This window comes from Nocardioides insulae DSM 17944, from assembly GCF_000422825.1.
GTDB lineage: Bacteria > Actinomycetota > Actinomycetes > Propionibacteriales > Nocardioidaceae > Nocardioides > Nocardioides insulae.
The window spans coordinates 86,485-110,857 of record NZ_AUGU01000014.1 but is presented as its reverse complement, the minus strand read 5'-3'; the positions used below and the strand labels follow the sequence as shown (position 1 = coordinate 110,857).

Below are 24,373 nucleotides of genomic sequence, written 5' to 3'. Positions count from 1 at the left end.
ACCTGGGACACGTCAGTGCGGCTCGACGCGCCGACCCGGGTCGAGGCGGTCGGCCCGGCTCAGTCGACGACCGACGGGGTGGGCCGGTCGGGGTGGCCCTCGACCCAGCCGGAGACCTCGTCCCAGCGGACCGCATGCCACAACTGCTTCCCGGCCGCCTCGTCGAGCCGCACGATGCTCTGCCCCTCCACCTGCCCGAAGCCGGCGACCGGGGCGGTCAGGTAGGTGACCTCGGAGACGCGCAGCGAGCGGAGCGACCAGGCGAGGGCCGCCATGTCCCGCAGCGACCACCGGTCATCGACGGTGGCGTGCTCGGTGACGACGTCGAGTACGTCGAGCAGCGCGGCCGGGGAGGTTCGGACCTCCTCGGTCAGCACCTCGCCCATCAGCTGACGCAGGAACACCTGCTGGCGTCGTACCCGGTCGAGGTCTCCCCCGGGGAGTCCGTAACGCTGGCGCACGTAGGCGAGCGCCTGGTCGCCGTCGAGCCGGTGCCGTCCCTGGGTCCAGGTGATGTCGCGGGCCGAGTCGTGGACCGTCGACGGGATGTCGACGGTGACGCCGCCGACGAGGTCGGTGAGAGCGATGAACCCGGACCAGTCCACCACGGCGAGATGGTCGACGTGGACCCCGGTGAGCTGTTCGAAGGTGTGGGTCGCCAGCCGCGGGCCACCCAGGGAGTAGGCGGCGTTGACCTTCATCTCCCCGTAGCCGGGGATCGGCACCCAGGCGTCGCGTGGCACCGAGACCACGCTCGCCCCCTCGCGGTCGGCGTCGATGTGGATCAGCATCATCGTGTCGCTGCGCTGCTCACCCACGACCCAGCCCGGTGCCTCGGCGTCCGAGCCGGTGGTGGGTACCTCGGAGCGCCGGTCGGTCCCGAGGACCAGGATGTTGACGGCGTCCGCCGCGGGCCCGGTGGCGCGGGCCGGACGGTCCGGCAGACCGTCGAAGACTCCCGGGGTGCGTTGCAGCCGGCTCTCCAGGTGCGCGACCCCGATGGCCCCCGCTCCCGGGATGATCACGGCCAGCGCGACCAGCGCCACGAGCAGTGCCCGGAGCCGGCGCGCACCGCGGCGTCGTCCACGGGACCGGTCCGGCGCACCGGACCCACCGCCCGCCGCGCCCTCCTCCGAGGACGGCGCGGCGGAGCGCGTGGTGACGAGCTCGTCCGCGGTCATGCGCAGATCCGACCTCGCGCCGAGGGTTCAGGGACCGCCTTCGGGCATGGTCTCCCCAATTGTGAGGACCGGCCGGGCGGCGTCGCGGGCCCCGGTAGCCTCGGCCCGGTGAACGCCGAGCCGACCAGCAGTGCGAGGTGGCCCCGTTTCGAGGCGGCCGGGGAGACCCGGCCGGTAGCTCTGATCGCACCGGGTGCGGTCCAGCTCGATCTCGCCGGCCCAGGTGAGCACTCGCAGCACCCGCTCCCCCAGCCGGCCCCGTCGGTCGCGGTGGTCGCCGAGGACGTCCGGCCCACCCAGGACGCACTCGCCACCCTCGACCTCGCCCTGGTCTCCGGCGAGGTCGCCCTGGCCGCCGGGTACGACGCCCGCCGCGGCACCGTGTGGCTCACCACCACCACTCCGGCGGGCACGAAGCGGCACCGCAGCCGCCGATCCGGAAGGCTCGAACAGGGCAGGCCGGTGGACGGGTTCGCCCTCACCCTCACCGGCGTGCACCTGACCGCGCTCACCTGCACCGAGGGTTCCTGGACCGCCCGGGCCCGGGTCGATCTCGGGCCGCTGCTCGGTCGGACCACCCACGACGAGAGCTGGCTCGCCGACCTGCAGGTCGCCCATGCCGGGGCGATCGGGCGGCTCCGCGCCGGCGGCTTCGGCCAACTGGGCCTGCGCGACCTGCGTCTGGTCACCGAGGCGAACGGCGCGCCGTACCATCACGAGGGCCTGCCCGTGCTCAGCGCGACCAGCGCTGGGCCGGGGTTCTTCGACACCGCGCACACCAGTCTCTGGTCGCTGGACCCCGAGCGCCTCACCCTGCGGCACCTCAGCGATCTGTTCTTCCGGCGGCCGGACCGAGCAGGGGTCTACGGCGACCACGCGACCCACCTGGTGCGCGAGGACGGCCGGTGGCTGGTCGCGACCAGCACCTGGGGAGACTTCGACGCCTCCGCCCCGCCCGGTTCCCTGCGGGTGATCCTGGCCCGCAGCGACGCGGACCTGCTGTCGGGTAGGCATGTCCTCGACACCGCACCGTTGGCCCTGCCCACCGACGGTCTCACCTCGGTCGGGGTCTGGGATCCGCACCTGCTCCGCACGTCAGCGGGCTGGCTGGTCGGCTACCTGAGCGCACGCCGGTTCTTCAGCTTCCACCCCGTCCTCGCCGAGGGCCCCGACCTCGGATCGCTGCGCCTGCGCGCTGCGGCCACGACCCGGAACGCCACCGAGGGCACCACCCTCGCGGCTCTGGACGGTCACCCGGTCGTGCTCGCCAGCGACGGCCGCGACGGACGGCGGGGCCAGCGCGCGGCGTACCCGGTCTTCGACCTCGACCTGCGCCAGCTCGGCACCCTGGATGCGCCCTATCCCACCAACCTGCCCTGGCCGACCCTGGTGCCCACCGGGAACGGTCTGGTGATGGTCGGCTTCGACGGCACGAGGTACGCGGGCCGACTGCCGGGGTACGGCACGCACGGCGCCGTCCATTTCGCCCGTGAGACCAGGCCCCCGGACTGACGGCATGCGAACAGCGCAGCTCTCGCAAGAGCTACGCCGTCAGCACACCACCACTCGAGCGAGGGGCGCGCACCGGATCCGGATCACGGCACCTGGAGGGTGACCGGGGCCCGGAGACCCACCGTCGTGACCGGCTCGGCCGGCCACGCTCGGGTCAATCCTTCGCGCGTCCCTCGTAATCCGACCATTCGTCATGCTCGTCGCCCTGGTCGGTCTCGTCGGATTCGCCATGCATCTCGCGGGCTAGCGCCGCGAAATCCGTCTCATGAGTACGGTATTTCAGGTCGCGAGCGACCTTCGTCTGCTTGGCTTTCGCTCGGCCGCGGCCCATAGGGTCCAGCCCCCTCGCACGCTAGGCCGGGGTCTAGGACCCCGGACTTCCTCAGTCTCTGTCGTGGGCCCAACGCTACCCAATAGATGGTCGATACCGCGAACTCGTCCGCACTTTCGAACGCGTGGCGCGACCGATCTCACCCTCACCCCGCGGTCCGGACGGGGTCGAGGTCACCAGCCGGGGTGCTGACCTGCGAGGGTGACCGCTCCGGGCCGACCCTCCTCGGCGGCCGACACCGTGCCGGCGACCCAGGCCTGGATGCCGAACTCGTCGAGCGCGCTCACCGCTGCGTCGGCGTCCTCGGGGGGCAGCAGCGCCACCATGCCGACACCGCAGTTCAGGGTCATCTCCAGGTCCTGCTGCGAGACGTCGCCAGTACGGCGCACCAGGTCGAAGATGGGCTGCGGGGTCCAGGTGGAGCGGTCGAGGGTCGCGCTCAGCTCGGCCGGCATCACCCGCTCGAGATTGGCGGCCAGCCCGCCGCCGGTGATGTGGGACATCGCGTGGGTGCGGGTGGCACGGATCATCGCCAGGCAGGCCTTGGCGTAGATCCGGGTCGGGACCAGCAGCTCCTCGCCCAGGGTGCGGCCGAGTTCGTCGATGTGGGCGTCCAGGGCCAGGCCGCCCTCCTGGAGCAGGACGTGCCGGACCAGGGAGTAGCCGTTGGAGTGCAGCCCCGAGGAGGCCATCGCCACGACGACGTCGCCGGCCTCGACCCGCTCGGAGCCGAGCAGGTCCGCAGCCTCGACCACTCCGGTGGTCGAACCCGCCACGTCGTACTCGTCCGGGCCGAGGAGCCCGGGGTGCTCGGCGGTCTCGCCGCCGATCAGCGCACAGCCGGCCTCGACACAACCCTCGGCGATGCCCTTGACGATCGCCGCGATCCGCTCGGGGACGACCTTGCCGGTGGCGATGTAGTCGGTGAGGAACAAAGGCTCGGCACCGCAGACCACCAGGTCGTCGACGAGCATGCCGACCAGGTCGAAGCCGATCGTGTCGTGCTTGTCGAGGGCCTGCGCGATCGCCACCTTGGTGCCGACGCCGTCCGCGGAGGAGGCCAGCAGCGGCCGGTCGTAGTCCTTCAGCGCGGAGACGTCGAAGAGCCCGGCGAACCCGCCGATACCGCCGACCATCTCCGGTCGGCGGGACTTCTCGATCGATTCCTTCATCAGCGCCACGGCCCGGTCACCGGCGTGGATGTCGACGCCGGCAGCGGCGTAGGCGTTGGTCACGGGAAGCTCCTGGCTCAGGGGGTACAGGTGGTGATCAGGGTGCGGGTCACGGGTTGTTGAGCACCGGCAGGGTCTTGCCCAGCTCCGAGGTCGACAGGCTCGCTTCCAGCAGGTGCTTGCCGAGGAGGTCCTCCTCGGGCAGCTCGATCGGGTACTCGCCGGTGAAGCAGGCGGTGCACAGCTGGCGCGCCGGCTGCTGGGTGGCCTCGACCATGCCCTCCAGCGAGATGTAGCCGAGGCTGTCGGCGCCCACCGAGTGGGCGATCTCCTCGACGTCCAGGCCGTTGGCGATCAGTTCCGCCCGGGTGGCGAAGTCGATGCCGTAGAAGCACGGCCACTTCACCGGCGGGCTCGAGATCCGCACGTGCACCTCGGCCGCGCCGGCCTCGCGGAGCATCCGGATCTGGGCGCGCTGGGTGTTGCCGCGCACGATCGAGTCGTCGACCACCACGATGCGGCGGCCGCGGATCATGTGCTCCAGGGCGTTCAGCTTCAGCCGGATGCCGAGCTGGCGGAGCGTCTGGCTGGGCTGGATGAAGGTGCGCCCGACATAGGAGTTCTTCACGAAGCCCTGGCCGAACGGGATGCCGGACTCCTCGGCGTAGCCGGTGGCGGCAGGGGTGCCCGACTCGGGGACGGGCATCACCAGGTCGGCGTCGATGGGGAACTCGCGGGCGAGCTGGCGACCCATCTCCACCCGGGCCTCGTGGACCCCGCGGCCACTGATGGTGGCATCGGGACGGGCGAGGTAGACGTACTCGAACACGCAGCCCTTGCGGTCGGGCTCGGCGAACTTGTGGGAGCGCAGGCCATCGGAGTCGATGACGATCATCTCGCCCGGCTCGACCTCCCGGACGACGCTCGCACCCACGGTGGCCAGGGCGGCGTCCTCGCTCGCCACCACCCAGCCGCGCTCGAGCCGGCCGAGCACCAGCGGGCGGATGCCCTGCGGGTCGCGGGCGGCGTACAGGGTGTCCTCGTCCATCCACACCAGGCTGTAGGCGCCGCGCACCTGGGGCAGCAGCTCGAGGGCCCGCATCTCCACGGTGCTGTCGGGGTGGTACGCCAGGAGCTCGGTGAGCAGGCCGGTGTCGTTGGTCGAGACCGGTCCCTTGCTCTTGCCGGGCAGCGCCGCGACCAGTTCGGCCAGCTCGTGGGTGTTGATCAGGTTGCCGTTGTGACCGAGCGCGAGCGAACCGTCCTCGGTCGGCATGAAGGTCGGCTGGGCGTTCTGCCAGGTGCTACGTCCGGTCGTGGAGTAGCGCGCGTGGCCGACCGCCATGTGCCCGGTCAGCGAGTCGAGGGTCGCCTCGTCGAAGACCTGGGACACCAGCCCCATGTCCTTGTAGACCAGGATCTGGCGTCCGTTGGACACCGCGATGCCGGCCGACTCCTGGCCGCGGTGCTGGAGGGCGTACAGACCGAAGTAGGTCAGCTTGGCGACCTCTTCGCCCGGGGCCCACACCCCGATCACGCCACATTGGTCCTGAGGACCCTGATCGTGCGGGTCGAGTGCGGCCGTCAGCCGACCGTCACCGCCTCGCCGGGAACCGGAGCTCATCGCAGGCACAACCCCGAGTCTAGGGCGTGTGGAGGGACGCGCCGAAACGGCGACGGTGTGCGTTTCGCTACGGACCCGACCGGCGTTCCGAGCACGGGTCGGCGCTGGGGCACCCGGCACCCCGAGCAGTTCGGGCGACTTCCTAGAGTGGCGCGTCGTGCGCAGAGTTCTCGGATGGTACGTCGCCGCGGTCGCGGTCGCGCTGGCACTCGCCTGCTGGCCCCTGCTCGCCATGGGCGTGCAGGCGATCTTCACCGGTGACGAGGAGCCGGCTGCCAGCCCGGCGACCATCACCCGATACCACGCCGACTTCACCGTGGGTCGGGACGGCGCCCTGGAGGCGGTGGAGCGGATCACCCTCGACTTCCCCGAGTCCCCCGCCAGCCACGGCATCTTCCGCTACTTCGACCACCGCGATCCCAACGCGCCCGGCCTGCGGCGCGACCCCGGCTACGTCGAGGCCCGGATGGACGCGCACCTGTCGCGCGCGGAGCGGCTGGCCGAGGCGAAGGCCTACTACGGCGAGGACGGCGTTGCCTGGCGCACCGAGGACTGTCCCCTGGACCGGCCCGGCTGTACCGAGGAGTTCCTGCAATCGTGGTCGGCGGAAGAGGTGCCGACCGAACAGTCCGAGGAGGACTGGGGTCGCTACACCGTCGTACGCGTCGGGGATCCGGCCCGGACCGTCACTCCGGGCGAACACACCTACGAACTGCGCTACCGCATCGAGGACGCCCTCCTCCCGCAGGAGGAGGGGTCGCGGCTCCACTGGGACCTCATCCCGGCCGGCTGGAGCCAGCCCATCCAGCACGCTGAACTCTCCGTCACCTTGCCGGCGGAATCGGCGGACGTACGGTGTGCCGTCGGCGTCGGCAGCACCGACGGCTGCACCACCGTGGAGGGGGAGGGCACCTCCACCCTGCGCATCACCGCCGACGACCTCGACCCCGGAACCCCGGTCACCGTGCGTACCGACGTCGCCACGACGCCGACCGTCGCGCCGGACCCGCTGCCCTGGTCACAGCGCTGGGATCCCGTGCTCGGGCAGGATTCCGGGCGTGCCGCCGCCGTCCTGATCCTGTCGGTGCTGCTCTTCCTCGCCGGGCTCGCCTTCGTGGCGGCGAGGACCTTCGAACGGCGGCCGAAACCCACGGTGCCACCCAAGATCCCGGACGGGATCGGTCCCGCACAGGCGATGTACCTCCTTCACGAGCGGGTCGGACCGACCGAGTTCGTCCGCACCTTGTCCTACTGCGCCGCCCTGGGGCTGATCGTCATCACCAAGGACGGCGACGGGTGGTCCGTACGCCGCGGTACGGGCGTCCGCGACGCCGACTTCGACCGGCTCGACGTGGCCAGCGCACGGGTTCGCTATCTCCTCCGCGGCAACCGCCCGCTGCGGCTGGGAGGCAAGCAACGTAAGGCGGGTGGCCAACTGGCCAAGGAGCTGGAGGTGTTCAAGGCACGAGTGCGTGCCTGGGCGCGGGACGAGGGCTACATCGTCGATGTACCACTGTTCCTCCCGGTCTTCCTGACCGAGGTCTGCCTGGTCGTGGCAGCCGTGGCGCTCGCGGTCTGGCGACCGTGGGACATGTCGGTCGTGGCGCTGCTGCCGGCCGCGCTGGCCGCGGGCCTCGCCCCGGCCATGCGGCACACCGCCCAGACCAGGCGCACCCCCGCGGGGCGCCGGCTGTGGGCTCAGCTCGTCGCCGTCGAGGATCGGGTCACCGGCCCCCGTCCCGCCCAGGAGAAGGAGTTCGCCGCCGCACTGCCGTGGGCGGTGGCCTTCGGCAGCGCCGCCTCCTGGTCCACCGGATCCGACGACCACTGGTGGCGGCAGCACTGGCTGACGCACGGCGACCACGAGGTTGGGGCCGATCTCGTCGAGGAGTTCGGTCGCGGGTTCCAGGCCAGCGTGTCGTCTTCGATCTCCGCCTATGAGCGCACGCAGAGTTCATCCGGCAGTGGCAGTTCCACGGGCGGCTACAGCTCCGGCTCCAGTACGTCGAGCGGCAGCTTCGGCGGTGGAGGTGGCGGTGGCGGCGGTGGTGGCGGCGGTGGTGGCGGCGTCTGGTGAGCGGCGTGGCTCCGCAGCGGGCCGCCCACCGCTGCGCCTCCGGGACCCCGTTGGGGATCCGCTGATCGATCCCGCCCGCTGACGAGGTCTGGATCGGCGATTCCCTGGTGCCTCGGGAGGTCGGCCTCAGCCGGCGAGGTTGCGCAGCATCAGCGCCTCGGCGACGATCACGCGCTCGAACTCGGCCAGGTGCAGTCCCTCGTTGGCCCCGTGGGCACGGGTGTCGGGATCCTCGACGCCGGTGACCAGCACGCTGGCCTGCGGGAAGGTCTCCAGGAACTCCGCGATGAACGGGATCGATCCGCCCACGCCCATGTCGATCGGCGCGGTGCCGTCCCATGCCTCGGTGAACGCGGCCCGGGCGGCGTCGTACGCCGGGCCGGTCGCGTCGATCTGGGTGGCCTCGCCGGTGTCGACCACGGTGGTCCGCAGGGTCGCGCCCCACGGGACGTGCCGCTCGAGGTGCTCGGTGAGGCGGGCAGTCGCGTTCGCGGTGGTGTCGCCGGGGGCGATCCGCATCGAGATCCGCGCGCGGGCGGCCGGGACGAGGGTGTTGGAGGCGCCCTCGACCTTGGGTGCGTCCAGGCCGGTGATGGAGAGGGCGGGCTTGGTCCACAGTCGCTCGACGGCGGACCCGGTGCCGATCCACTCCAGCCCCGGTGCCGCGCCGGACTCGGCCCGCAGGCGCTCCTCGGGGTAGTCGACCTCCGCGGCCGGGCCGGAGTGCAGCCCGGCGATGGCGACCTCACCCGCGTCGTCGTGCAGCGTGCTGATCAGCCGGGCCAGGGTCATCAGCGCATCCGGGGCCAGCCCGCCCCACATGCCGGAGTGGACGGCGTGGGTGAGCGTGCGGATCTCGACGTCCATCCGCACCAGCCCGCGCAGCGACGTGGTGAGGGCGGGGACGCCGATGTCCCAGTTGCCCGAGTCGGCGATCACGATCACGTCGGCGGCGAGGCGATCGGCGTACTGCTCCAGAAGGGCGGGCAGGGTGTCCGAGCCGACCTCCTCCTCCCCTTCGATGAAGACCTTCACCGTGACCGGGAGCTCCTCGCCGAAGACCCGCAGCGCCCCGAGGTGCGCCGCGATGCCGGCCTTGTCGTCGGCGGCGCCGCGACCGTAGAGCCGCTCACCGCGCTCGGTCGGTTCGAAGGGCGGGGAATCCCAGTCCGCGTGGTCGTTCTCCGGCTGGACGTCGTGATGGGCATAGAGCAGCACCGTGGGCGCACCCTCGGGCCCGGGCCGCTCCCCGATCACCGCCGGCGGCGCCCCCTCGTGAGCCCGGACGATCTCGACCTCGAGCCCCTCGGCCGCGAACAGGTCGCGGGTGCGCTGGGCACTGCGCTCGACCTCACCGGCCCGGGCCGGGTCGGCACTGACGGATTCGATCCTGACCAGCCCCTCGAGATCCCGTCGGATCCCGGGCAGGAGTTCGGCGACCTTGGCGCGGATGTCGGCACTCATGACAGGAGGCTAGGGCATGCCGCCGATCCGCTCACCGCCAGCGCGCGCTCACCCCAGCGGCAGGTACGCCGAGAGGTCGGTGCGCTCCCCGGAGGCCCTGACCCGACCCAGGTCGAGCGCCTCCGCCCAGGTCAGTTCGCCGGTCGCCACGGCGACCCAGGTGGCGGCATCGGTCTCGATCACCGCGGGCGGGGTACCCCGGGTGTGGCGGACGCCCGCGACGCACTGCACTGCGGCGTATGGCGGCACCCGCACCTCGACCGCCTTGCCGGGGGCGCGCGTCTCGAGCACGGCGAGGTAGTGCTTGACCAGCAGCTTCAGTTCGGCCCGCTCGCCCTCGCCGGCACGGACCCTGGTGAGCGCCCCCTGGACGGCGGCCGGATCGGCAGGTCGGAGGCGGGCTGGCACCACGCCACCCTACCGAGCCTCGCCAGCGCTCCCGGCGGAGCCGGTCAGGTCCCGGTCGTGGAGCGGGACGGACCTCAGACCTCGGCGTGCCGGGAGACGTAGGCGGAGAGGGGGCCGGGCAGTTCGGCCGGCCGGTCGCCCCAGTCGTAGACGACGACGGTGTGCGCGGCCAGGTCGTGCAGGGTCCGGTGCTGGGGGTGCGGGAGGGCCATCAGCAGACCCAGGCCGAAGACCATCGCACTCAACGGGAGCACGAGCGTGCGCACCAGGGCCGCCCACGGTCCCAACGGATGTCCCTGCGTGTTGACCACCCTGATGCCGACCAGTGCCATGCCGGGGGTGCGCCCGGCGATGGTGAAGCTGGCCCAGCAGTACAGGAACAGCCACACCGACCAGGAGAGCACCCCCCAGAACCCCGCCCGGTCGGAGGAGATCTGCGCGTCGAAGAAGGTGCTGGTCAGGATGTTCAGCCCGGCCACCGAGAGGGTGAAGACGACCGAGGCGATCACCAGGTCGATGCCCGCGGCGAGCAGTCGGCTGAACGGTCCCGCATAGCGGCCGGTCACGGCCACCCGGCCGCTCGCAGCGTCATCGATCGTCGCGGGACGCAACTCGGGGGGTCCCAGCCGCTCGACGTCGGGCTCACGGCGCAGCAACCGGTCGATGGTCCGGTGCACGATCGTGTCGAGCCCGGCCAACTGGCGTCGTACGACGTCGATCAGCGACCCGAGCATGTGGGTCGTGCTGGAGGCGACGATCTCGGGTACGCCGGAGCGACGCACCAGATCCTCGATGTCCGCCTGGGCCAGGAGCGCGTCCACGTCGACCCGAGCCATCAGCCGGTTGATGTCGACCTGGTCGAGCAGCGCGTTCGGGTTGACCCGGTCCAGCAGCGCGTTCGGGTCCACCCGCGCCAGCAGCATGTTCGGATCCACCCGGTCCAGCAGGGCGTTCGCATCGACCCGGTCCAGCAGCGCGTTCGGGTCCACCCGGTCCAGCACGGCGTTGAGGTCGAGCCGGTCCACGAGCGCGTTGAGATCGACCCGGGCGAGCAGGTCGTCCGGGTCGATCCGCGCGAGGATCCGATCGATGTCGACCTCGTCGAGCACGATGTTGGGGTCCACGACGTCGATCACCCGGTTGGTGACGGCACCGGCCACGCGACCCACAAAGTTCGGGTGCCTCTCACTCGGCTCCATGGTTCCTCCTGATCCACGCCGCACGGTGCTGCCAATCCTGTCATCGGTGCGCTCCGCATCCGAGCACCCGACGACCCTCTGCGCGGCTGAGGGCCCTCCGGAAGGTGGGTCAACCGTCACCGTCCGACTACGGTGGCGCCGTCGTCCATCCCCCACCGCTCCGGAGCTACACGTGAGCCAGAAGCGCAAACCCGGCTACGGGCTGCTGGCCCTCCTCGTCGTCTTCACCCTCGGCAGCCTGGTCGTGCCGCCGATCAACAACTGGGACAACCTGCGTCACGACGTGAGGACGGGCACGATCCTGGACGTGGGGAGCGACCCCGACCGGATGAGTCGGAGCCGTGGCGACGTCGCCACCTTCGAACTCCCGGACGGCACCAACGGCTCCGTCTACCTGGGCAGGCGACTCGACCAGCCCGACCCCGGGGACTCGATCGACGTCTACCACGAGGGCGATCGCTGGATCTATGCCCGCCCCTACGGCTGGACGACCGTGGTCTGGCAGGTGCTCTTGGTCGCGCTCGGGCTCGCGATGATCACCGGCTGGGTCTTCGCGCGTCGCAAGCTCGATCCCGCCAATCGGCCGCAGGACGATCCCTTCCTCCGACGGCCGTAGGCAAGGCCGATCGCTACCGGCGCCGCGAGTCGAGTGCGTTCGTGCCGGGACCGAGGCGACGTCCGGAGGTTTACGACCCGGGCGGATCGGTAATGGTGCATCCCGTCCCGCCCCACAACAGAGAGCGCTCGATGAACCAGCTCCGAGTCGACCCCGACAGTCTCACCGCCGCCGGCGCCCTGGCGACGCGTCAGCACCGGCACCTGAGTTCGGTCAGCTCCTATGTCGGCAGTGTCTGCAGCAACACCGGCGCGTTCACCGGCGTGCTCGACCTGTTCCAGGGGTCCTACCAGTCCGCCCTCGACGCGGCGAACTCCGGCCTGGAGGACTCACGCGCGGTGGCGGACAAGGCGCACAGCTCGTTCGGGGCAGCGCGGGACCACTACCTCGACACCGACCGTGCACAGTACGACGAGTACCGCCAGCGGATGGGCGCGCAGAACGTGCCGCCGTACCAGTATCCCGGCAGCGGGCAGACCGTGCCCGGCGATCCGTACGCCCCGCCGATGACCCGCCCCGGTGAGACGGCCGAGGATCCCGGCACCCGACCCGGATGGGGCCAGGAGGGAGCCGAATGGGCAGCGGACGAGACCCGCAAGGGGATCTTCGGCGATAGCGAGAAGCCGGAGCTGCCCGACTGGGCCAAGCCCTCCGAGAGCCTCAAGGACCAGGCGACCGACGCCATCCACTGGGCCGCCAACCGCGCCGAATACGACCGACTGCGCGAGGAGGGCCTCACCAGGGACGAGGCGCTCGAGCGGATCACGGGCAACGTCGAGGAGCAGACCGACCTGAGTGACTACCGGGAGCGGCACCACAACGCCGAGGACGCGGCCGACCGCGCCTACCACCAGACCCGCGAGGAAGCCCTCGCCAACGGCGCCGACTCCGCGACCGCACAGCAGCAGGCCCGCGAGGCGGCCGACGATGCTGCCCGTGAGAGCTTCAGCGACGATGCCCGGGACCGGGCCGACCGGGACAACGTCGGCCGCACCGCCAGCAACCTGTACGACACCTACAACGGTGTCCGGGACGCGATCGGGAACGTCGAGGAGGCCCGCGAGTCGATCGAAGGGATCCACGACAACATCGAGGATTCCCACCGCTACGACGACTACATCAACAGCGCGGACGACGACAGGGCCGAGGAGTGGGCAGGCGTATGAGCAGCATGATCATGGAGACCTACGACCCCACCACCCACCTGGGAAGTGCTCCGGCGGGCGGCATGGGCGAGACCATGGAGAACCTCAAGGGCGACTGCGGCTGGATCATCAACGCGATCGACTGGGTCGTGGAGAAGTTCTGGCAGCCCGGACTGCGCGAGGCGATCATCACCAAGCTCGCCGGCGACTTCAATGCGCTCGACTCGATGAAGCAGGGCTGGGTCAACGTCTCGCTCTCGCTGGAGGAGATCGGGGAGAACTACGCCGGTCTCGGCCAGCAACTGCCGGCCGTCTGGGAGGGCAAAGGCGGCACCGCGGCCAGCTCCCGGATGGGCGATGTGCGCGCCATGCACGGCGACCAGGCCGAGGCCGCCCAGCTGATCAGCGAGCAACTGGGCAACCTGATCGACGTTTCGGTGGCGGCCGCCGAGGTGGTGGTCGGCGCACTCCACCTGATCAACGACATCCTGCAGGAGCTGATCTCCGATGCCGCCCTGCCCCTGATCGGCTGGGCCAAGGCCCTGATCACAGGAGCCGACAAGGTACGCCGGGCGATCAGCCTGATCCAGCGGTGCCTGAGCGCGATCGAGCGCATCACCAGCGCGATCCAGACCGCGCTGAAGTTCCTCACCTACTTCAACGCTGGGATGAGCGGTGTCAACGCCGTGCTCAACGGATTCGAGACCGCCACCGCGGCGAACGCCGGCAGCAAGGTGGATGAGACCGCCGAGCGCGGCTTCGCCTGACCTCGACGCCCCGACCACCCGACCCGTTAGACGAGCGAGAACATGTCCTACCGATCCCAGATCCGTCAGGCCCGGCTCGATGCCCGGGCCGAATCCCAGGCGCTGGTCAGCGAGTTGCGCAGCGCCAGCGCCGCCCTGCGCGAGGAGCGCGCGTCGTACCAGCGGGAGAAGGCGGGCCGCGACGCCGAGCGCGCCGAGCGGTGGCGTCGCGGCGAGGACGGCCCGGAGCTGCAGAGGATCCAGCGACGCATCGACGCGGGCGAGACCACCTGGGACGATGTCGTCTCCGGTCGCGACGAGCACCCCTCAGCGCAGACCGTGCGCGAGCGGATCACCGACAACCTCGACCAGCTCGCCGAGGCCCTGGCCGAGGACCCCGAGTTCGTCGCCGAGGCCGACCGCGTCCGCGACCTCAACGACCAGATCGACCGCCGCTGACCGATCCCGCCGAGCTCGCACCCGGCACTCTCTGCGCGCAAGGCGACCCTCGTTCGCCGGCCTCGGCACCGGTCTCCGGGAACGGCCGGCTCAACGCGAGGACCGAGTAGCTCCGCCCTGGCCGATCGGCCGGGTGCTGGCGTCGAGACAGTGCACCTCGCTGCTTCCGACGCCCCGGGGACCCGGGTGACCGAGCATCCAGGATTGGCGCGATCAGGGTCGTGTGTCCCACCATCGTGCACTCGTCTTCACCGCCGTCCGATCCGCTCGAGGAGGATCCATGGCCCTCAATCCCCAGATCCGGCGCGCCCGGCTCAATGCGCGCGCCGAGTCACAGGCCCTGGTCGCCGAGCTCAGGGCCGCGGACGCCGCCCTGCGCGAGGAGCAGGAGGCCGCCGCACAGGAGGCCGCCGAGGCCGACCGGCCGACGCTCCCCTCCCCCCGATCCGGGGATCACGCCGAGACCGCGACCAGCCGCCGCGACGGGCGCTGAGTCGGCCCGGAGATCAGGAACCCAGCGCCGCGGGGAGGGTCGCGGTCCAGGCCGCGCCGAGCTCGGCCACGGGCAGCTCGAACTGGCCCTCGACCCGCAGCGTGTCGCCGCCGGTGACACCGATCTCGGTGATCGGCACGCCGTGCCGGCCGGCCAGGTCGACCAGCCGGGCGCCGTCCTCGAGCTCGACGGTCACCAGCGCGCGGGCCGCCGACTCGCTGAACAGGGCGAGGAACGGGTCGCCGTCCAGCGCCACCTGCGCACCGATGCCCGAGGTGATGGTCGACTCGGCGAGAGCCTGGGCGAGACCGCCGTCGGCGAGGTCGTGGGCGGAGGTCAGCAGCCCGACCCCCTCGGCGAGCAGCGCGGCCAGCGCCTTCTCCGCGGCCAGGTCGACCCGCGGCGGGCGGCCACCGAGGTGGCCGTGCACGACGTCGGCCCATGCCGACCCGGAGAGTTCCTCACGGGTCTCACCGAGCACGTAGACCCGCTGAGCGGGCCCGGTGAACTGGGAGGGGGTACGCCGGGTGACGTCGTCGATCACGCCGAGCACGGCGACCACCGGGGTGGGCAGGATCGCGGTCTCGCCGGTCTGGTTGTACAGCGACACGTTGCCGCCGGTGACCGGGACCCCGAGTTCCAGGCAGGCGTCCTTGAGCCCGCGACAGGCCTCGGCGAACTGCCACATCACCGCCGGGTCCTCGGGCGAGCCGAAGTTGAGGCAGTCGGAGACGGCCAGCGGGGTGGCGCCGCCGGTCGCGACGTTGCGGTAGCTCTCCGCGAGGGCCAGCTGCGCGCCGGCGTACGGGTCGAGCTTGGCGAAGCGACCGTTGGCGTCGGTGGCGAGCGCGACCCCGAGGTTGGTCTCCTCGTCGACGCGCACCATGCCGCTGTCGGAGGGCTGGGACAGGACGGTGTTGCCGCGGACGTACCGGTCGTACTGGTCGGTGATCCACGACTTGTCGCACAGGTTGGGCGAGGCGACCAGACGGAGCAGGGTGTCGCGGAGCTCCTCGCCGGTCGCGGGCCGCGCCAACTGCTCGGCGACATCGGCCTGGAGGTCGTCCTGCCAGTCGGGGCGGGCGAAGGGCCGCTGGTAGGTCGGGCCCTCGTGCGCGACGGTGCGCGGCGGTACGTCGACCACGGTCTCGCCGTGCCAGTCGATGACCAGCCGGCCGGTGTCGGTGACCTCGCCGACGATGGCGGCGTCGACCTCCCACTTGGCGCAGATCGCGAGGAACTTCTCGACGTCGCCGGGCTCGACGACCGCCATCATCCGCTCCTGCGACTCGCTCATCAGGATCTCCTCGGGCGCCAGCGTGGAGTCGCGCAGGGGCACCTGGTCGAGCTCGACGTGCATCCCGCCGTCGCCCGCCGAGGCCAGCTCGGAGGTCGCGCAGGAGAGACCGGCACCGCCGAGGTCCTGGATGCCGGCGATCAGGCCGGCTGCGAACAGCTCCAGGGTGCACTCGATCAGCAACTTCTCCATGAACGGGTCCCCGACCTGGACGCTGGGCCGCTTGGCGGGGCCGTCGGCGTCGAAGGTCTCCGAGGCGAGCACCGAGACACCGCCGATGCCGTCGCCGCCGGTCTTGGCGCCGTACAGGATCACCTTGTTGCCGGTGCCCGAGGCCTTGGCCAGGTGGAGGTCCTCGTGCCGGAGCACGCCCACGCAGAGCGCGTTGACCAGCGGGTTGCCGAGGTAGGTGGAGTCGAAGACCGCCTCGCCGCCGATGTTGGGCAGGCCGAGGCAATTGCCGTAGCCGCCGACGCCGGCGACGATGCCGGGCAGCACCCGGTGGGTGTCCTCGGCGTCGAGCGGGCCGAAGCGCAGCGGGTCCATCACGGCGACCGGGCGGGCGCCCATCGCGAGGATGTCGCGCACGATGCCGCCCACGCCGGTCGCCGCGCCCTGGTAGGGCTCGACGTAGGACGGGTGGTTGTGCGACTCGACCTTGAAGGTCACGGCGTACCCCTGGCCGATGTCGATCACGCCGGCGTTCTCCCCGATGCCGGCCAGCATCTTGCCGGCCCGGGTCTCCTGCGGGATCTCGGAGAACTGCTTGAGGTGCACCTTGGAGCTCTTGTAGGAGCAGTGCTCGCTCCACATCACCGAGTACATCGCCAGCTCGGAGGAGGTCGGGCGTCGCCCGAGGATCTCGCGGATCCGGTCGTACTCGTCGGCCTTGAGGCCGAGGTCGGCCCACGGCTGCTCGCGGCCGGGGTCCCCGGCGGCAGCGGCGACGGTGTCGACGGTGGGCAAACTGGCGGACGAGGCGCTCACGGTCACGAGGCGAAATCTACCGGCGATCCGGCTATTCCCCGAGTCGGCGGCCACGTACCTCTTCCCTTCCCCGATCGCCCGTCCGCGTCGCTGGGTACGACGCGCGCGGCCAGGGTGACTTCTGCGACTGGAGTGACACCAGTGGTTATGGTGACCGGGCCCGCGCGTCGTCGCACCTTCCCCGGAGCACTCATGCGTCACCACGACCCCCTGCCCACTCGCCATGCCCCCAGCGCGGCACCCCCGCGCCCCGGCCGGGCCGCGGCCCGCACCCTGCGGACCGCCCTCACGGCCGCGACCGTCGGCGTCCTCGCCGCCGGCTTCCTGGCCCAGCCCGGCGGAACGTCCGGCGCTTCGCCGGTCGAGACCTCGGACCTGCGCCCGGTGGCGGCCAACCCGGCCACTCCCGGCAACTTCATCGGGCACGGCTTCGACCAGTGCGAGGCGCCCTCCCAGCGCTCGATGGACGCCTGGCTCCAGCACTCGCCGTTCCTCGCCGCCGGGATCTACATCTCCGGCGCGTCGCGCGCCTGCCGCACCCAGGCCAACCTCACCCCGCAGTGGGTGAGCACCCAACTGGCCCGCGGCTGGCGGCTGCTCCCCATCACGCTGGGTCCGCAGTCGACCTGTGTGGGCAGGTTCCCCCGCTACGGCAAGAACATCGACCCGACGATCAGCACCAACCGGACGAACCGGTACGCCGCCGCCCGGCGCCAGGGCGTCCTCGAGGCGGGCCGCGCGGTGTCGGCGGCCAAGCGACTGGGCATCGTGCCCCGGAGCACCCTGTGGTACGACCTCGAGGGCTGGTCGGACTACCGCAACGCGGCCTGCCGCGAGTCCGCCCTCGCGTTCACCTCCGGCTGGACCCAGCGGGTCCGGCAGCTCGGCTACGTCTCCGGGGTCTACAGCAGCGCCGGGTCGGGGATGAAGATCCTGGACGACGCCCGCGTGCAGCGCCGCCGCGACGTCACCCTGCCCGACCGGATCTGGATCGCACGCTGGGACGGCCGGGCCAACACCTCCACCTCCTACATCCGCGAGGACGGCTGGCGTCCCGGCAACCGGATGAAGCAGTACCAGGGCGGCCACGACGAGCGGTACGGCGGCGTCACGATCAACATCGACCGCAACTGGCTGCAGCTGGGCCGGAACGCCCGCCGCGCCGCCCCCGAGCGACACTGCGGCGGGGTCGGCGTCGACCTGCCGGCGTACACCTTCCTCAAGCCGGCCACCTCGCGCTACACACCACCCGGTGCCCAGGTCCGAGCGCTCAAGTGCCTGCTCCGCGAGCGCGGCAGCTATCGCGGCCAGATGGGCCCGCACTACAACCAGGCCCTCGTGGTCGCGGTCAAGCAGTGGCGTCGCACCCATGCGATGCCGGCCCGCGCCGCCTGGACCCGCAAGGCCTGGGTGAGCCTGTTCGCCTCCGGGGCCAAGCCGGTGGTGAAGATCGGCTCCACCGGACCGGCCGTGCGCGACCTGCAGCGCGCCCTGAAGACGGTCTATCCCCGTGCCGCCGTGCCGATGAACGGTGTGTTCACCTTCAAGACCCGTGCGGTGGTGCGGAGCTACCAGAAGACCCACGCCCTGCGCCGCAACGGCAACGGCAACACCCCGACCTGGCGGAGCCTGGCGACCAGGCCGTTCGGCTTCTGAGGCTCACCGCCCCCACCGGAGCCGACCGCGACCCGCGGCCGCGGGTCGGCAGGGAGCCTCAGCTGGTGCCCGCCGCGTCACCGACGACGAGGGCACCCGCCTGAGGCGCCTGTGGGGTCAGGCCGATTCGGTCGCGCTCCGCCCGAGCCGCTCGGGGATCCAGCCGCGCTTCTCGGCGTACCGGTCGAACCAGAGGGTCATCAGCGGCGGGATCGAGGAGAACAGTCCGAGCACCAGGCGGCCCATCGACCAGCGCTGGCTGAAGCCGATCACGAGCACACCGAGGCAGTAGAGCACGAACATCGCGCCGTGGATCGGGCCGAAGATCTGGACACCCGCCTCGGTGGTCTCGGGCACGTACTTGAAGAACATCCCGATCAGCAGCCCGGCCCAGGAGCAGGCCTCGGCGATGGCGATGGTGCGAAAGACGGTGCGGGCGTTCATCTCAGGCGAAGACCTTCTCTGCGGCGGCGACGGCGAAGGAGGTGAAGAAGCCGACCCCGTCGGTGCCGGCACCGGTGAGCTCCTCGACCGAGTGCTCGGGGTGGGGCATCAGGCCGACGACGTTGCCGCGCTCGTTGGTGATCCCGGCGATGTCGCGGGCCGACCCGTTGGGGTTGACCTCGAGGTAGCGCGCGACCACCCGGCCCTCCCCCTCGAGCCGGTCCAGGGTGGGCTCGTCGGCGACGAAGCCGCCCTCGCCGTTCTTGAGCACGATGGTGATCTCGGCGTTCTCTTCGTACGCCGAGGTCCAAGCGGTGCGGTTGTTCTCGATCCGCAGGCGCTGGTCACGGCAGACGAACTTGCGATGGTCGTTACGGATCAGCGCGCCCGGCAACAGGTGCGACTCGCACAGGATCTGGAAGCCGTTGCAGATGCCCAGCACCGGCATCCCCTTGTGGGCCGCCTCGATCACCTCGACCATCACCGGTGAGAACCGGGAGATCGCGCCGCAGCGCAGGTAGTCGCCGTAGGAGAACCCACCGGGGAGTACGACGGCGTCCACGCCGCGCAGGTCGTGGTCGCCGTGCCACAGGGCGACGGCCTCGTGGCCACCGATGCGGACGGCACGCTGCGCGTCGACGTCGTCGAGGGTGCCGGGGAAGGTGACGACACCGATCTTCATCAGTCGGTCTCCTCGACCCGGACGGTGAAATTCTCGATGACGGTGTTGGCCAGGAAGGTCTCGGCCATCTTCTCGGCCTCGGCCAGGATCTCGGCGGTGATCTCACCTTCGAAGGTGAGCTCGAACCGCTTGCCCTGGCGGACGTCACTCACCCCGGCGAAGCCGAGCCGCGGCAGGGCGCCGTGGACCGCCTTCCCCTGCGGGTCGAGGATCTCGGGCTTCGGCATGACGTCGACGACGACTCGGGGCACGACACACTCCTTGGGCGCGATGGCTGCGCCTGGGAGTCTAGGCGGTCCGCCGAGCCAGTTCCGCATCCGCGACGCCGCCCACCGGTCGGGCTCCACCCGTCCGTCTCCACCCGTCGGCGTCGGAACGCCGCGACGGCGCGCTGCCCTGTCGCTGCGCGCCGCGAGTGACCGATCAGGGCGAGGCGGGCAGACTGACCCCATGAGCATGTCCGCATCCAACCCACGCCTGACTCCCATGAAGCTGGAGTTCCCCCAGTCGCTGGCGGTCTACGACGACTACGCCGCAGCCCAGCGGACGGTGGACTACCTGGCCGACCACGACTTCCCGGTGCAGAACTGCATGATCGTGGGCACCGACCTCAAGCAGTTCGAGCGCATCACCGGTCGGCTCACCGTGGGGCGGGTGGCGCTAGCCGGCGCCATGTCGGGTCTGTGGATGGGGCTCTTCGTCGGTCTGGTGCTCTCGCTGTTCTCCACCGGCACCAGCACCGGCACCACGATCCTGTCCTCGATGCTCTTCGGCCTGTTGTTCTTCTTGGTCTGGGCCCTCATCGGGTACGCCTTCACCCGCGGTCGGCGCGACTTCTCCTCGGTCAAGCAGGTGATGGCGACCAAGTACGAGGTGCTCGTCGAGCACAAGGTCGCCGCCCAGGCCCGCGAACTGCTCGCCGGCCTGCCCGGCGCGCTGCCCAACCCGTTCGAGTGAGCTGACCCCACCCCGGCCGGGGTGCCTCCGCGCGGACGCTATACGAGCCCGCGCGGCGGCGTGGCGGGAGCCGGCGTGCCACCCTTCTGTTTTCCGGCACGCCGGCGGAGCCACGCTCGCGCAGTACGAGCCCGCGCGGCAGCGTGGCGGGAGCCGGCGTGCCACGCTCCTGTTTTCCGGCACGCCGGCGGAGCCACGCTCGCGCAAGACGAGCCCGCGCGGCAGCGTGGCGGGAGCCGGCGTGCCACCCTTCTGTTTTCCGGCACGCCGGCGTAGCCACGCTCGCGCAAGACGAGCCCGCGCGGCAGCGTGGCGGGAGCCGGCGTGCCACGCTTCTGCTTTTCCGGCACGCCGGCGGAGCCACGCTCGCGCAAGACGAGCCCGCGCGGCAGCGTGGCGGGAGCCCGGCGTGCCACGCTTCTGCTTTTCCGGCACGCCGGCGGAGCCACGCTCGCGCAAGACGAATCAGCTGAGCTCGCGCTTGAGGATCTTGCCGGTGGCGGTCATCGGGAGGGCGGCGACGATCTCGACGATGCGGGGGTACTTGTAGGCCGCCATCGTGTCCTTGGCCCAGGCCACGATCTCCTCGGGGGTCGCGGTGGCGCCCGGCTTGAGGATCACGACCGCCTTGATCTCCTCACCGTGGCTCTCGTGGGGGACGCCGATCACGGCGGCCAGCGAGATCGCCGGGTGGGTCAGGAGGACCTCTTCGATCTCCCGCGGGTAGACGTTGAAGCCACCGCGGATGATCATCTCCTTGGCGCGATCGACGATGTAGTACCAACCGTCCTCATCACGCTTGCCGAGGTCACCGGAGCGGAACCAGCCGTCGGGGCTGATCGCCTCCTCGGTCGCCTCCGGGCGCTGGTAGTAGCCCTTCATGATGTTGTGGCCCTTGATCGCGATCTCGCCGATCGCGTCGGGGGTCCACTCGACCTCGTCCCAGGTGCCCGGCTCGAGCAGCTTCATCTCCACGCCCGGGATCGGGACGCCGATGGAGCCGACCCGGGGCTTCCCGCCGAAGGGGGAGAAGCTGGCCACCGGGGAGGTCTCGGAGAGTCCGTAACCCTCCAGGATGGTGACGCCGAAGCGCTTCTCGAACTCGTGGTGCACCTCGACCGGCAGCGCTGACCCGCCGGCGGCGGCGACCCGGAGGTTCTTGGCGAGGGTGGCGACGTCGACGGTGTCGTCGAGGGCACCGAGCAGGCCCCAGTACATGGTGGGCACCCCGGCGAAGAAGGTGACACCCTCCTTGAGCATCAGGCCCAGCGCCGGCGCCGGCTCGAAGCGCGGCAGCATGACCACGGTGCCGCCGAAGGCGAAGGCGCAGTTCTGGATGACGCTCTGGCCGAAGGAGTGGAACAGCGGCAGGACGCACAGGTAGGTGTCCGGCCTGTCCGCGTCGGCACCGAACAGGTCCGCCCCGGCGAGCGCGTTGTCGCGCATGTTGCGGTGGCGCAACTCGGCGCCCTTGGGCTGGCCGGTGGTGCCGGAGGTGTAGAGGATCACCGCGGTGTCGTCCTCGTCGGTCTGCACCGAGGAGAAGGTCGGCGGCTGCTGGGCGACCCCCTGGGCGAAGGTGGTGGCGCCCTCGAGCGGGGAGGCGGCGGTCGGGTCGGCGGTGATGACGAAGAAGTTGTCGCAGCCCTCGACCTGGTTGAAGCCCTCGAAGGCCTCCTTGCCGATCGCCAGCTCCGGGGTGCCTTCGAAGGCGAAGAGCGCCTTCGCGTCGGAGTCCTCGAGATGGTAGGCCACCTCGCGCGACTTGAGCAGCACGTTGAGGGGTACGACGGCGGCCCCGGCCTTGAGGATGCCGTAGTAGACGATCGTGAAGTAGGGCAGGTTGGGGCAGCTGAGGGCGACCTTGTCGCCCGGCACGATGCCCCGGGAGACCAGCAGGTTGGCGACCTGGTTGGCTGCCGCGTCGACCTGCGCGTAGGTCAGGCGAGTGTCGCCCAGGACGAGCGCGATCCGCTCGGGGTAACGGGTGGCGCTGTCCTCGAGGAGCGAGGCGAGGTTGTACGACGGCACGGGTGTCCTCCATCACCGAAATGAACGTAACGAGACACAACCTACCTGTGAGTCACGTCATTCGGCACCGGCGCTGCGTCCAAATCCACGGGTGGAATTGGTGTGCAGTACAGCGAGTAGCGAAGGCGGTGCCGGTGCCCGGCCGGCGGGCTCCGGACCCGGACCTCAGTGCACCTCGGCCGGGGCCGCGGCGACCTCGCGCAGGGGCGCCTTGAGGATCTTCCCCGAGGCGTTCCGGGGCAGCCGGTCCACACACACCACCCGGGAGGGCCGCTTGTACGGCGCGACTCTGTCCTCGGCGTACGCGTGCAGGTCCTCGATGGTGACGGTCCTCCCCGGTGCGGGGACCACGACGGCCACCGGGGTCTCGCCCCATCGGGGGTCCGGGGCACCCACCACCGCGATCTCCGACACGTCCGGGTGCTCGCCCAGGACCTGTTCGAGTTCGGCGCTGTAGATGTTCTCCCCGCCGGAGATGATCATGTCCTTGAGCCGGTCGACGACGTAGAAGTAGCCGTCTGCGTCGCGGCGGACCAGGTCTCCGGAGTGGAACCAGCCACCGGCGAAGGCGCGCTCGGTCGCCTCCGGCGCGTTCCAGTAGCCCACGGTCGTGCCTGGCCCGCGGTAGACGATCTCACCCACCTCCCCGACCGGGACGTCGTTCATCGCGGCGTCCACGACCCGCACCTCCACCATCGCCACCGGTCTGCCGACCGACCCCAGGCGCTCACGGGACTCGCGCCCCTTGACGATCAGGGTGATCGGCGACATCTCGGTCTGCCCGAAGGAGGACACGATCGAGGCGTCGGGGAACGTGTCGGCCATCAACTGGAGGGTGGAGAGGCGGGCCGGCTCCGCTCCCCAGGCGAGGCTGCGCAGAGCCAGGTCGGGTGTCCGGTCACGAACCCGTCGGCAGACCAGCTCCCACATGCTCGGGACCAGGAACGCCCCGGTGACCCGGTGGCGTTCCAGCAGGTCGATGAAGCGGTCGGGGTCGAACCTGCCGGACGGCACCAGGATCATGGTGTGCCCCAGCATCAGCGAGGGGATGAGGTGCCCGACCGAGGCGATGTGGAACAGCGGTGAGGTGAGGGCGGCGACCTGGTCGTCATCGACCAGTTGCAGCACCTGCATCGCCGTCATGGACTGGGTGAGCAGGTTGGCGAAGGTGAGGACGGCACCCTTCGGCAGGCCGGTGGTGCCCGAGGTGTACATGATGAAGGCCGCACCCGCCAGGTCCTCGGCGCCGACGCCCTCGCACGGAGCCACCGACCCGATCGCCGCCTCGTAGCCGTGCTCGGCGGGGGTCAGGTCGTTCTCCGGCACACCGGCTACGACGACCTCCAGCCCCTCCGTCGCGGCGCTCGTGCCACGTACGACGTCGAGGGTGTCGGCGTCGGCGAGCACGACCCGCGCCCCGCTGTCGCGCAGCAGGAAGTCCACCTCGCCGCTGACCAGGCGGAAGTTGATCGGGACGAGCACCGCCCCCAGCAGATGGGTGGCCAGCAGGGTCTCGACGAACTCCGGCCGGTTCGTCATGAGCAGGGCGACACGATCACCGGCGCGCACCCCTCGCTCCCGCAGGACGCTGCCCAGTCGGCGGGAGCGATCCTCCAACTCCCGCCAGGACGTGGTCCGGTCACCGAACACGATCGCCGCCCGGCCGGGCTGTTCGTGAGCGTGCCGGCTCACCTGGGTGACCCAGGTGAGCGGGCGGTGTGGAAGCTGCGTCATCGTCGCTGAGGTCCTTGCTGGGTCGGGTCCGGGGGTCTGTCCTGGGTTCGGTCGCGGGGTCGACCAGGTCGTCGTACTCGTCATCCTCGATCGGTCCGTTCGTCGTCGGCGGCCCCGTCGGTCACCGCGGTGATCCGGCTGGGGTGTGCGGGTGGTCG

22 protein-coding genes are annotated in these 24,373 nt (G+C 71.1%); 9 read left to right on the top strand and 13 right to left on the bottom strand.

Annotated features, from left to right (window positions below; all coding sequences use genetic code 11):
* Positions 1-59: 59 nt before the first annotated feature.
* Positions 60-1,181 (bottom strand): LCP family protein, encoded by a 1,122-nt coding sequence (locus tag G515_RS19550; RefSeq protein ID WP_051217885.1) that lies wholly within the window; start codon positions 1,179-1,181, stop codon positions 60-62.
* A gap of 108 nt (positions 1,182-1,289) precedes the next feature.
* On the opposite strand from G515_RS19550, the gene G515_RS0104825 reads away from it, so the two are divergent.
* The gene (locus G515_RS0104825) at positions 1,290-2,693 is read left to right on the top strand and encodes a hypothetical protein (protein WP_028659245.1); all 1,404 of its coding nucleotides are present in this window, start codon (positions 1,290-1,292) and stop codon (positions 2,691-2,693) included.
* 154 nt (positions 2,694-2,847) lie between these two features.
* Here G515_RS0104825 and G515_RS22995 read toward each other — a convergent pair whose 3' ends face one another.
* The 3 genes from G515_RS22995 to purF form a co-directional block, all read right to left on the bottom strand.
* A complete protein-coding gene (locus G515_RS22995; protein WP_084653105.1) occupies positions 2,848-3,024 on the bottom strand; it encodes a DUF3073 domain-containing protein in 177 nt (58 codons plus the stop codon).
* Between the two features lie 173 nt (positions 3,025-3,197).
* Positions 3,198-4,259 carry a phosphoribosylformylglycinamidine cyclo-ligase gene (gene purM / locus G515_RS0104815; protein ID WP_051217884.1) on the bottom strand — a complete coding sequence of 354 codons (1,062 nt, stop codon included), beginning with the start codon at positions 4,257-4,259 and terminating at the stop codon, positions 3,198-3,200.
* 46 nt (positions 4,260-4,305) lie between these two features.
* Positions 4,306-5,820: an amidophosphoribosyltransferase gene (purF, locus tag G515_RS0104810; RefSeq protein ID WP_036554320.1), complete on the bottom strand. Its 1,515-nt coding sequence runs from the start codon at positions 5,818-5,820 to the stop codon at positions 4,306-4,308.
* Between the two features lie 157 nt (positions 5,821-5,977).
* Here purF and G515_RS0104805 point away from each other — a divergent pair, with 157 nt between their 5' ends.
* Positions 5,978-7,897 (top strand): DUF2207 domain-containing protein, encoded by a 1,920-nt coding sequence (locus G515_RS0104805; RefSeq protein WP_028659242.1) that lies wholly within the window; start codon positions 5,978-5,980, stop codon positions 7,895-7,897.
* A gap of 126 nt (positions 7,898-8,023) precedes the next feature.
* Here the strand turns inward: G515_RS0104805 and G515_RS0104800 are convergent, their stop codons facing one another.
* The 3 genes from G515_RS0104800 to G515_RS22505 all read right to left on the bottom strand — a co-directional run bounded on the left by G515_RS0104800 (position 8,024) and on the right by G515_RS22505 (position 10,929).
* Entirely contained in the window at positions 8,024-9,361 is a 1,338-nt protein-coding gene (locus tag G515_RS0104800; RefSeq protein WP_028659241.1) for a dipeptidase, read from the bottom strand.
* 48 nt (positions 9,362-9,409) lie between these two features.
* Positions 9,410-9,769 (bottom strand): sterol carrier family protein, encoded by a 360-nt coding sequence (locus tag G515_RS0104795; protein ID WP_028659240.1) that lies wholly within the window; start codon positions 9,767-9,769, stop codon positions 9,410-9,412.
* 74 nt (positions 9,770-9,843) lie between these two features.
* Positions 9,844-10,929, bottom strand: coding sequence for an RDD family protein (locus G515_RS22505; protein WP_028659239.1), 1,086 nt, complete (start codon positions 10,927-10,929; stop codon positions 9,844-9,846).
* A gap of 211 nt (positions 10,930-11,140) precedes the next feature.
* Here G515_RS22505 and G515_RS0104785 point away from each other — a divergent pair, with 211 nt between their 5' ends.
* The 5 genes from G515_RS0104785 to G515_RS0104765 all read left to right on the top strand — a co-directional run bounded on the left by G515_RS0104785 (position 11,141) and on the right by G515_RS0104765 (position 14,427).
* Positions 11,141-11,584, top strand: coding sequence for a hypothetical protein (locus G515_RS0104785; RefSeq protein WP_028659238.1), 444 nt, complete (start codon positions 11,141-11,143; stop codon positions 11,582-11,584).
* A 131-nt stretch (positions 11,585-11,715) separates the two neighbouring features.
* Positions 11,716-12,750 (top strand): hypothetical protein, encoded by a 1,035-nt coding sequence (locus G515_RS0104780; protein ID WP_157571004.1) that lies wholly within the window; start codon positions 11,716-11,718, stop codon positions 12,748-12,750.
* Positions 12,747-13,496 (top strand): hypothetical protein, encoded by a 750-nt coding sequence (locus tag G515_RS0104775; RefSeq protein ID WP_028659236.1) that lies wholly within the window; start codon positions 12,747-12,749, stop codon positions 13,494-13,496. The genes G515_RS0104780 and G515_RS0104775 overlap by 4 nt, the downstream gene beginning before the upstream one ends.
* A gap of 42 nt (positions 13,497-13,538) precedes the next feature.
* On the top strand, positions 13,539-13,934 hold the full coding sequence (locus G515_RS22500; protein ID WP_051217883.1) for a hypothetical protein: 396 nt from the start codon (positions 13,539-13,541) through the stop codon (positions 13,932-13,934).
* Positions 13,935-14,214: 280 nt separating this feature from the next.
* Entirely contained in the window at positions 14,215-14,427 is a 213-nt protein-coding gene (locus G515_RS0104765; protein ID WP_028659235.1) for a hypothetical protein, read from the top strand.
* Between the two features lie 13 nt (positions 14,428-14,440).
* Here the strand turns inward: G515_RS0104765 and purL are convergent, their stop codons facing one another.
* Positions 14,441-16,711, bottom strand: coding sequence for a phosphoribosylformylglycinamidine synthase subunit PurL (gene purL, locus G515_RS19535; RefSeq protein WP_425411227.1), 2,271 nt, complete (start codon positions 16,709-16,711; stop codon positions 14,441-14,443).
* Between the two features lie 192 nt (positions 16,712-16,903).
* On the opposite strand from purL, the gene G515_RS22495 reads away from it, so the two are divergent.
* Positions 16,904-18,367 (top strand): glycoside hydrolase domain-containing protein, encoded by a 1,464-nt coding sequence (locus tag G515_RS22495; protein ID WP_051217882.1) that lies wholly within the window; start codon positions 16,904-16,906, stop codon positions 18,365-18,367.
* Between the two features lie 117 nt (positions 18,368-18,484).
* Here G515_RS22495 and G515_RS0104735 read toward each other — a convergent pair whose 3' ends face one another.
* The 3 genes from G515_RS0104735 to purS are packed head-to-tail and all read right to left on the bottom strand — an operon-like array spanning position 18,485 to position 19,744.
* Entirely contained in the window at positions 18,485-18,811 is a 327-nt protein-coding gene (locus G515_RS0104735; RefSeq protein WP_028659234.1) for a DUF3817 domain-containing protein, read from the bottom strand.
* A gap of 1 nt (position 18,812) precedes the next feature.
* Positions 18,813-19,493 (bottom strand): phosphoribosylformylglycinamidine synthase subunit PurQ, encoded by a 681-nt coding sequence (gene purQ / locus G515_RS0104730; protein WP_028659233.1) that lies wholly within the window; start codon positions 19,491-19,493, stop codon positions 18,813-18,815.
* On the bottom strand, positions 19,493-19,744 hold the full coding sequence (purS, locus tag G515_RS0104725; protein ID WP_028659232.1) for a phosphoribosylformylglycinamidine synthase subunit PurS: 252 nt from the start codon (positions 19,742-19,744) through the stop codon (positions 19,493-19,495). Before purS ends, purQ begins: the two co-directional genes overlap by 1 nt.
* A 199-nt stretch (positions 19,745-19,943) precedes the next feature.
* Here purS and G515_RS0104720 point away from each other — a divergent pair, with 199 nt between their 5' ends.
* Positions 19,944-20,450: a YflT domain-containing protein gene (locus tag G515_RS0104720; protein WP_028659231.1), complete on the top strand. Its 507-nt coding sequence runs from the start codon at positions 19,944-19,946 to the stop codon at positions 20,448-20,450.
* 465 nt (positions 20,451-20,915) lie between these two features.
* Here G515_RS0104720 and G515_RS0104715 read toward each other — a convergent pair whose 3' ends face one another.
* Both G515_RS0104715 and G515_RS0104710 read right to left on the bottom strand, forming a co-directional pair.
* Positions 20,916-22,481: a long-chain-fatty-acid--CoA ligase gene (locus G515_RS0104715; RefSeq protein WP_028659230.1), complete on the bottom strand. Its 1,566-nt coding sequence runs from the start codon at positions 22,479-22,481 to the stop codon at positions 20,916-20,918.
* 165 nt (positions 22,482-22,646) lie between these two features.
* Positions 22,647-24,215, bottom strand: coding sequence for a long-chain-fatty-acid--CoA ligase (locus G515_RS0104710; RefSeq protein WP_036554311.1), 1,569 nt, complete (start codon positions 24,213-24,215; stop codon positions 22,647-22,649).
* Positions 24,216-24,373: the final 158 nt, after the last annotated feature.

Excerpts from the sequence above, each read along its gene's own strand:
- G515_RS19550 (WP_051217885.1), bottom strand. The coding sequence starts at position 1,181 with ATGACCGCGGACGAGCTCGTCACCACGCGCTCCGCCGCGCCGTCCTCG.
- G515_RS22995 (WP_084653105.1), bottom strand. The coding sequence starts at position 3,024 with ATGGGCCGCGGCCGAGCGAAAGCCAAGCAGACGAAGGTCGCTCGCGAC.
- purF (WP_036554320.1), bottom strand. The coding sequence starts at position 5,820 with ATGAGCTCCGGTTCCCGGCGAGGCGGTGACGGTCGGCTGACGGCCGCA.
- G515_RS0104800 (WP_028659241.1), bottom strand. The coding sequence starts at position 9,361 with ATGAGTGCCGACATCCGCGCCAAGGTCGCCGAACTCCTGCCCGGGATC.
- G515_RS0104780 (WP_157571004.1), top strand. The coding sequence starts at position 11,716 with ATGAACCAGCTCCGAGTCGACCCCGACAGTCTCACCGCCGCCGGCGCC.
- G515_RS0104775 (WP_028659236.1), top strand. The coding sequence starts at position 12,747 with ATGAGCAGCATGATCATGGAGACCTACGACCCCACCACCCACCTGGGA.
- G515_RS22500 (WP_051217883.1), top strand. The coding sequence starts at position 13,539 with ATGTCCTACCGATCCCAGATCCGTCAGGCCCGGCTCGATGCCCGGGCC.
- G515_RS0104765 (WP_028659235.1), top strand. The coding sequence starts at position 14,215 with ATGGCCCTCAATCCCCAGATCCGGCGCGCCCGGCTCAATGCGCGCGCC.
- G515_RS22495 (WP_051217882.1), top strand. The coding sequence starts at position 16,904 with ATGCGTCACCACGACCCCCTGCCCACTCGCCATGCCCCCAGCGCGGCA.
- G515_RS0104735 (WP_028659234.1), bottom strand. The coding sequence starts at position 18,811 with ATGAACGCCCGCACCGTCTTTCGCACCATCGCCATCGCCGAGGCCTGC.
- purQ (WP_028659233.1), bottom strand. The coding sequence starts at position 19,493 with ATGAAGATCGGTGTCGTCACCTTCCCCGGCACCCTCGACGACGTCGAC.
- G515_RS0104720 (WP_028659231.1), top strand. The coding sequence starts at position 19,944 with ATGAGCATGTCCGCATCCAACCCACGCCTGACTCCCATGAAGCTGGAG.
- G515_RS0104710 (WP_036554311.1), bottom strand. The coding sequence starts at position 24,215 with ATGACGCAGCTTCCACACCGCCCGCTCACCTGGGTCACCCAGGTGAGC.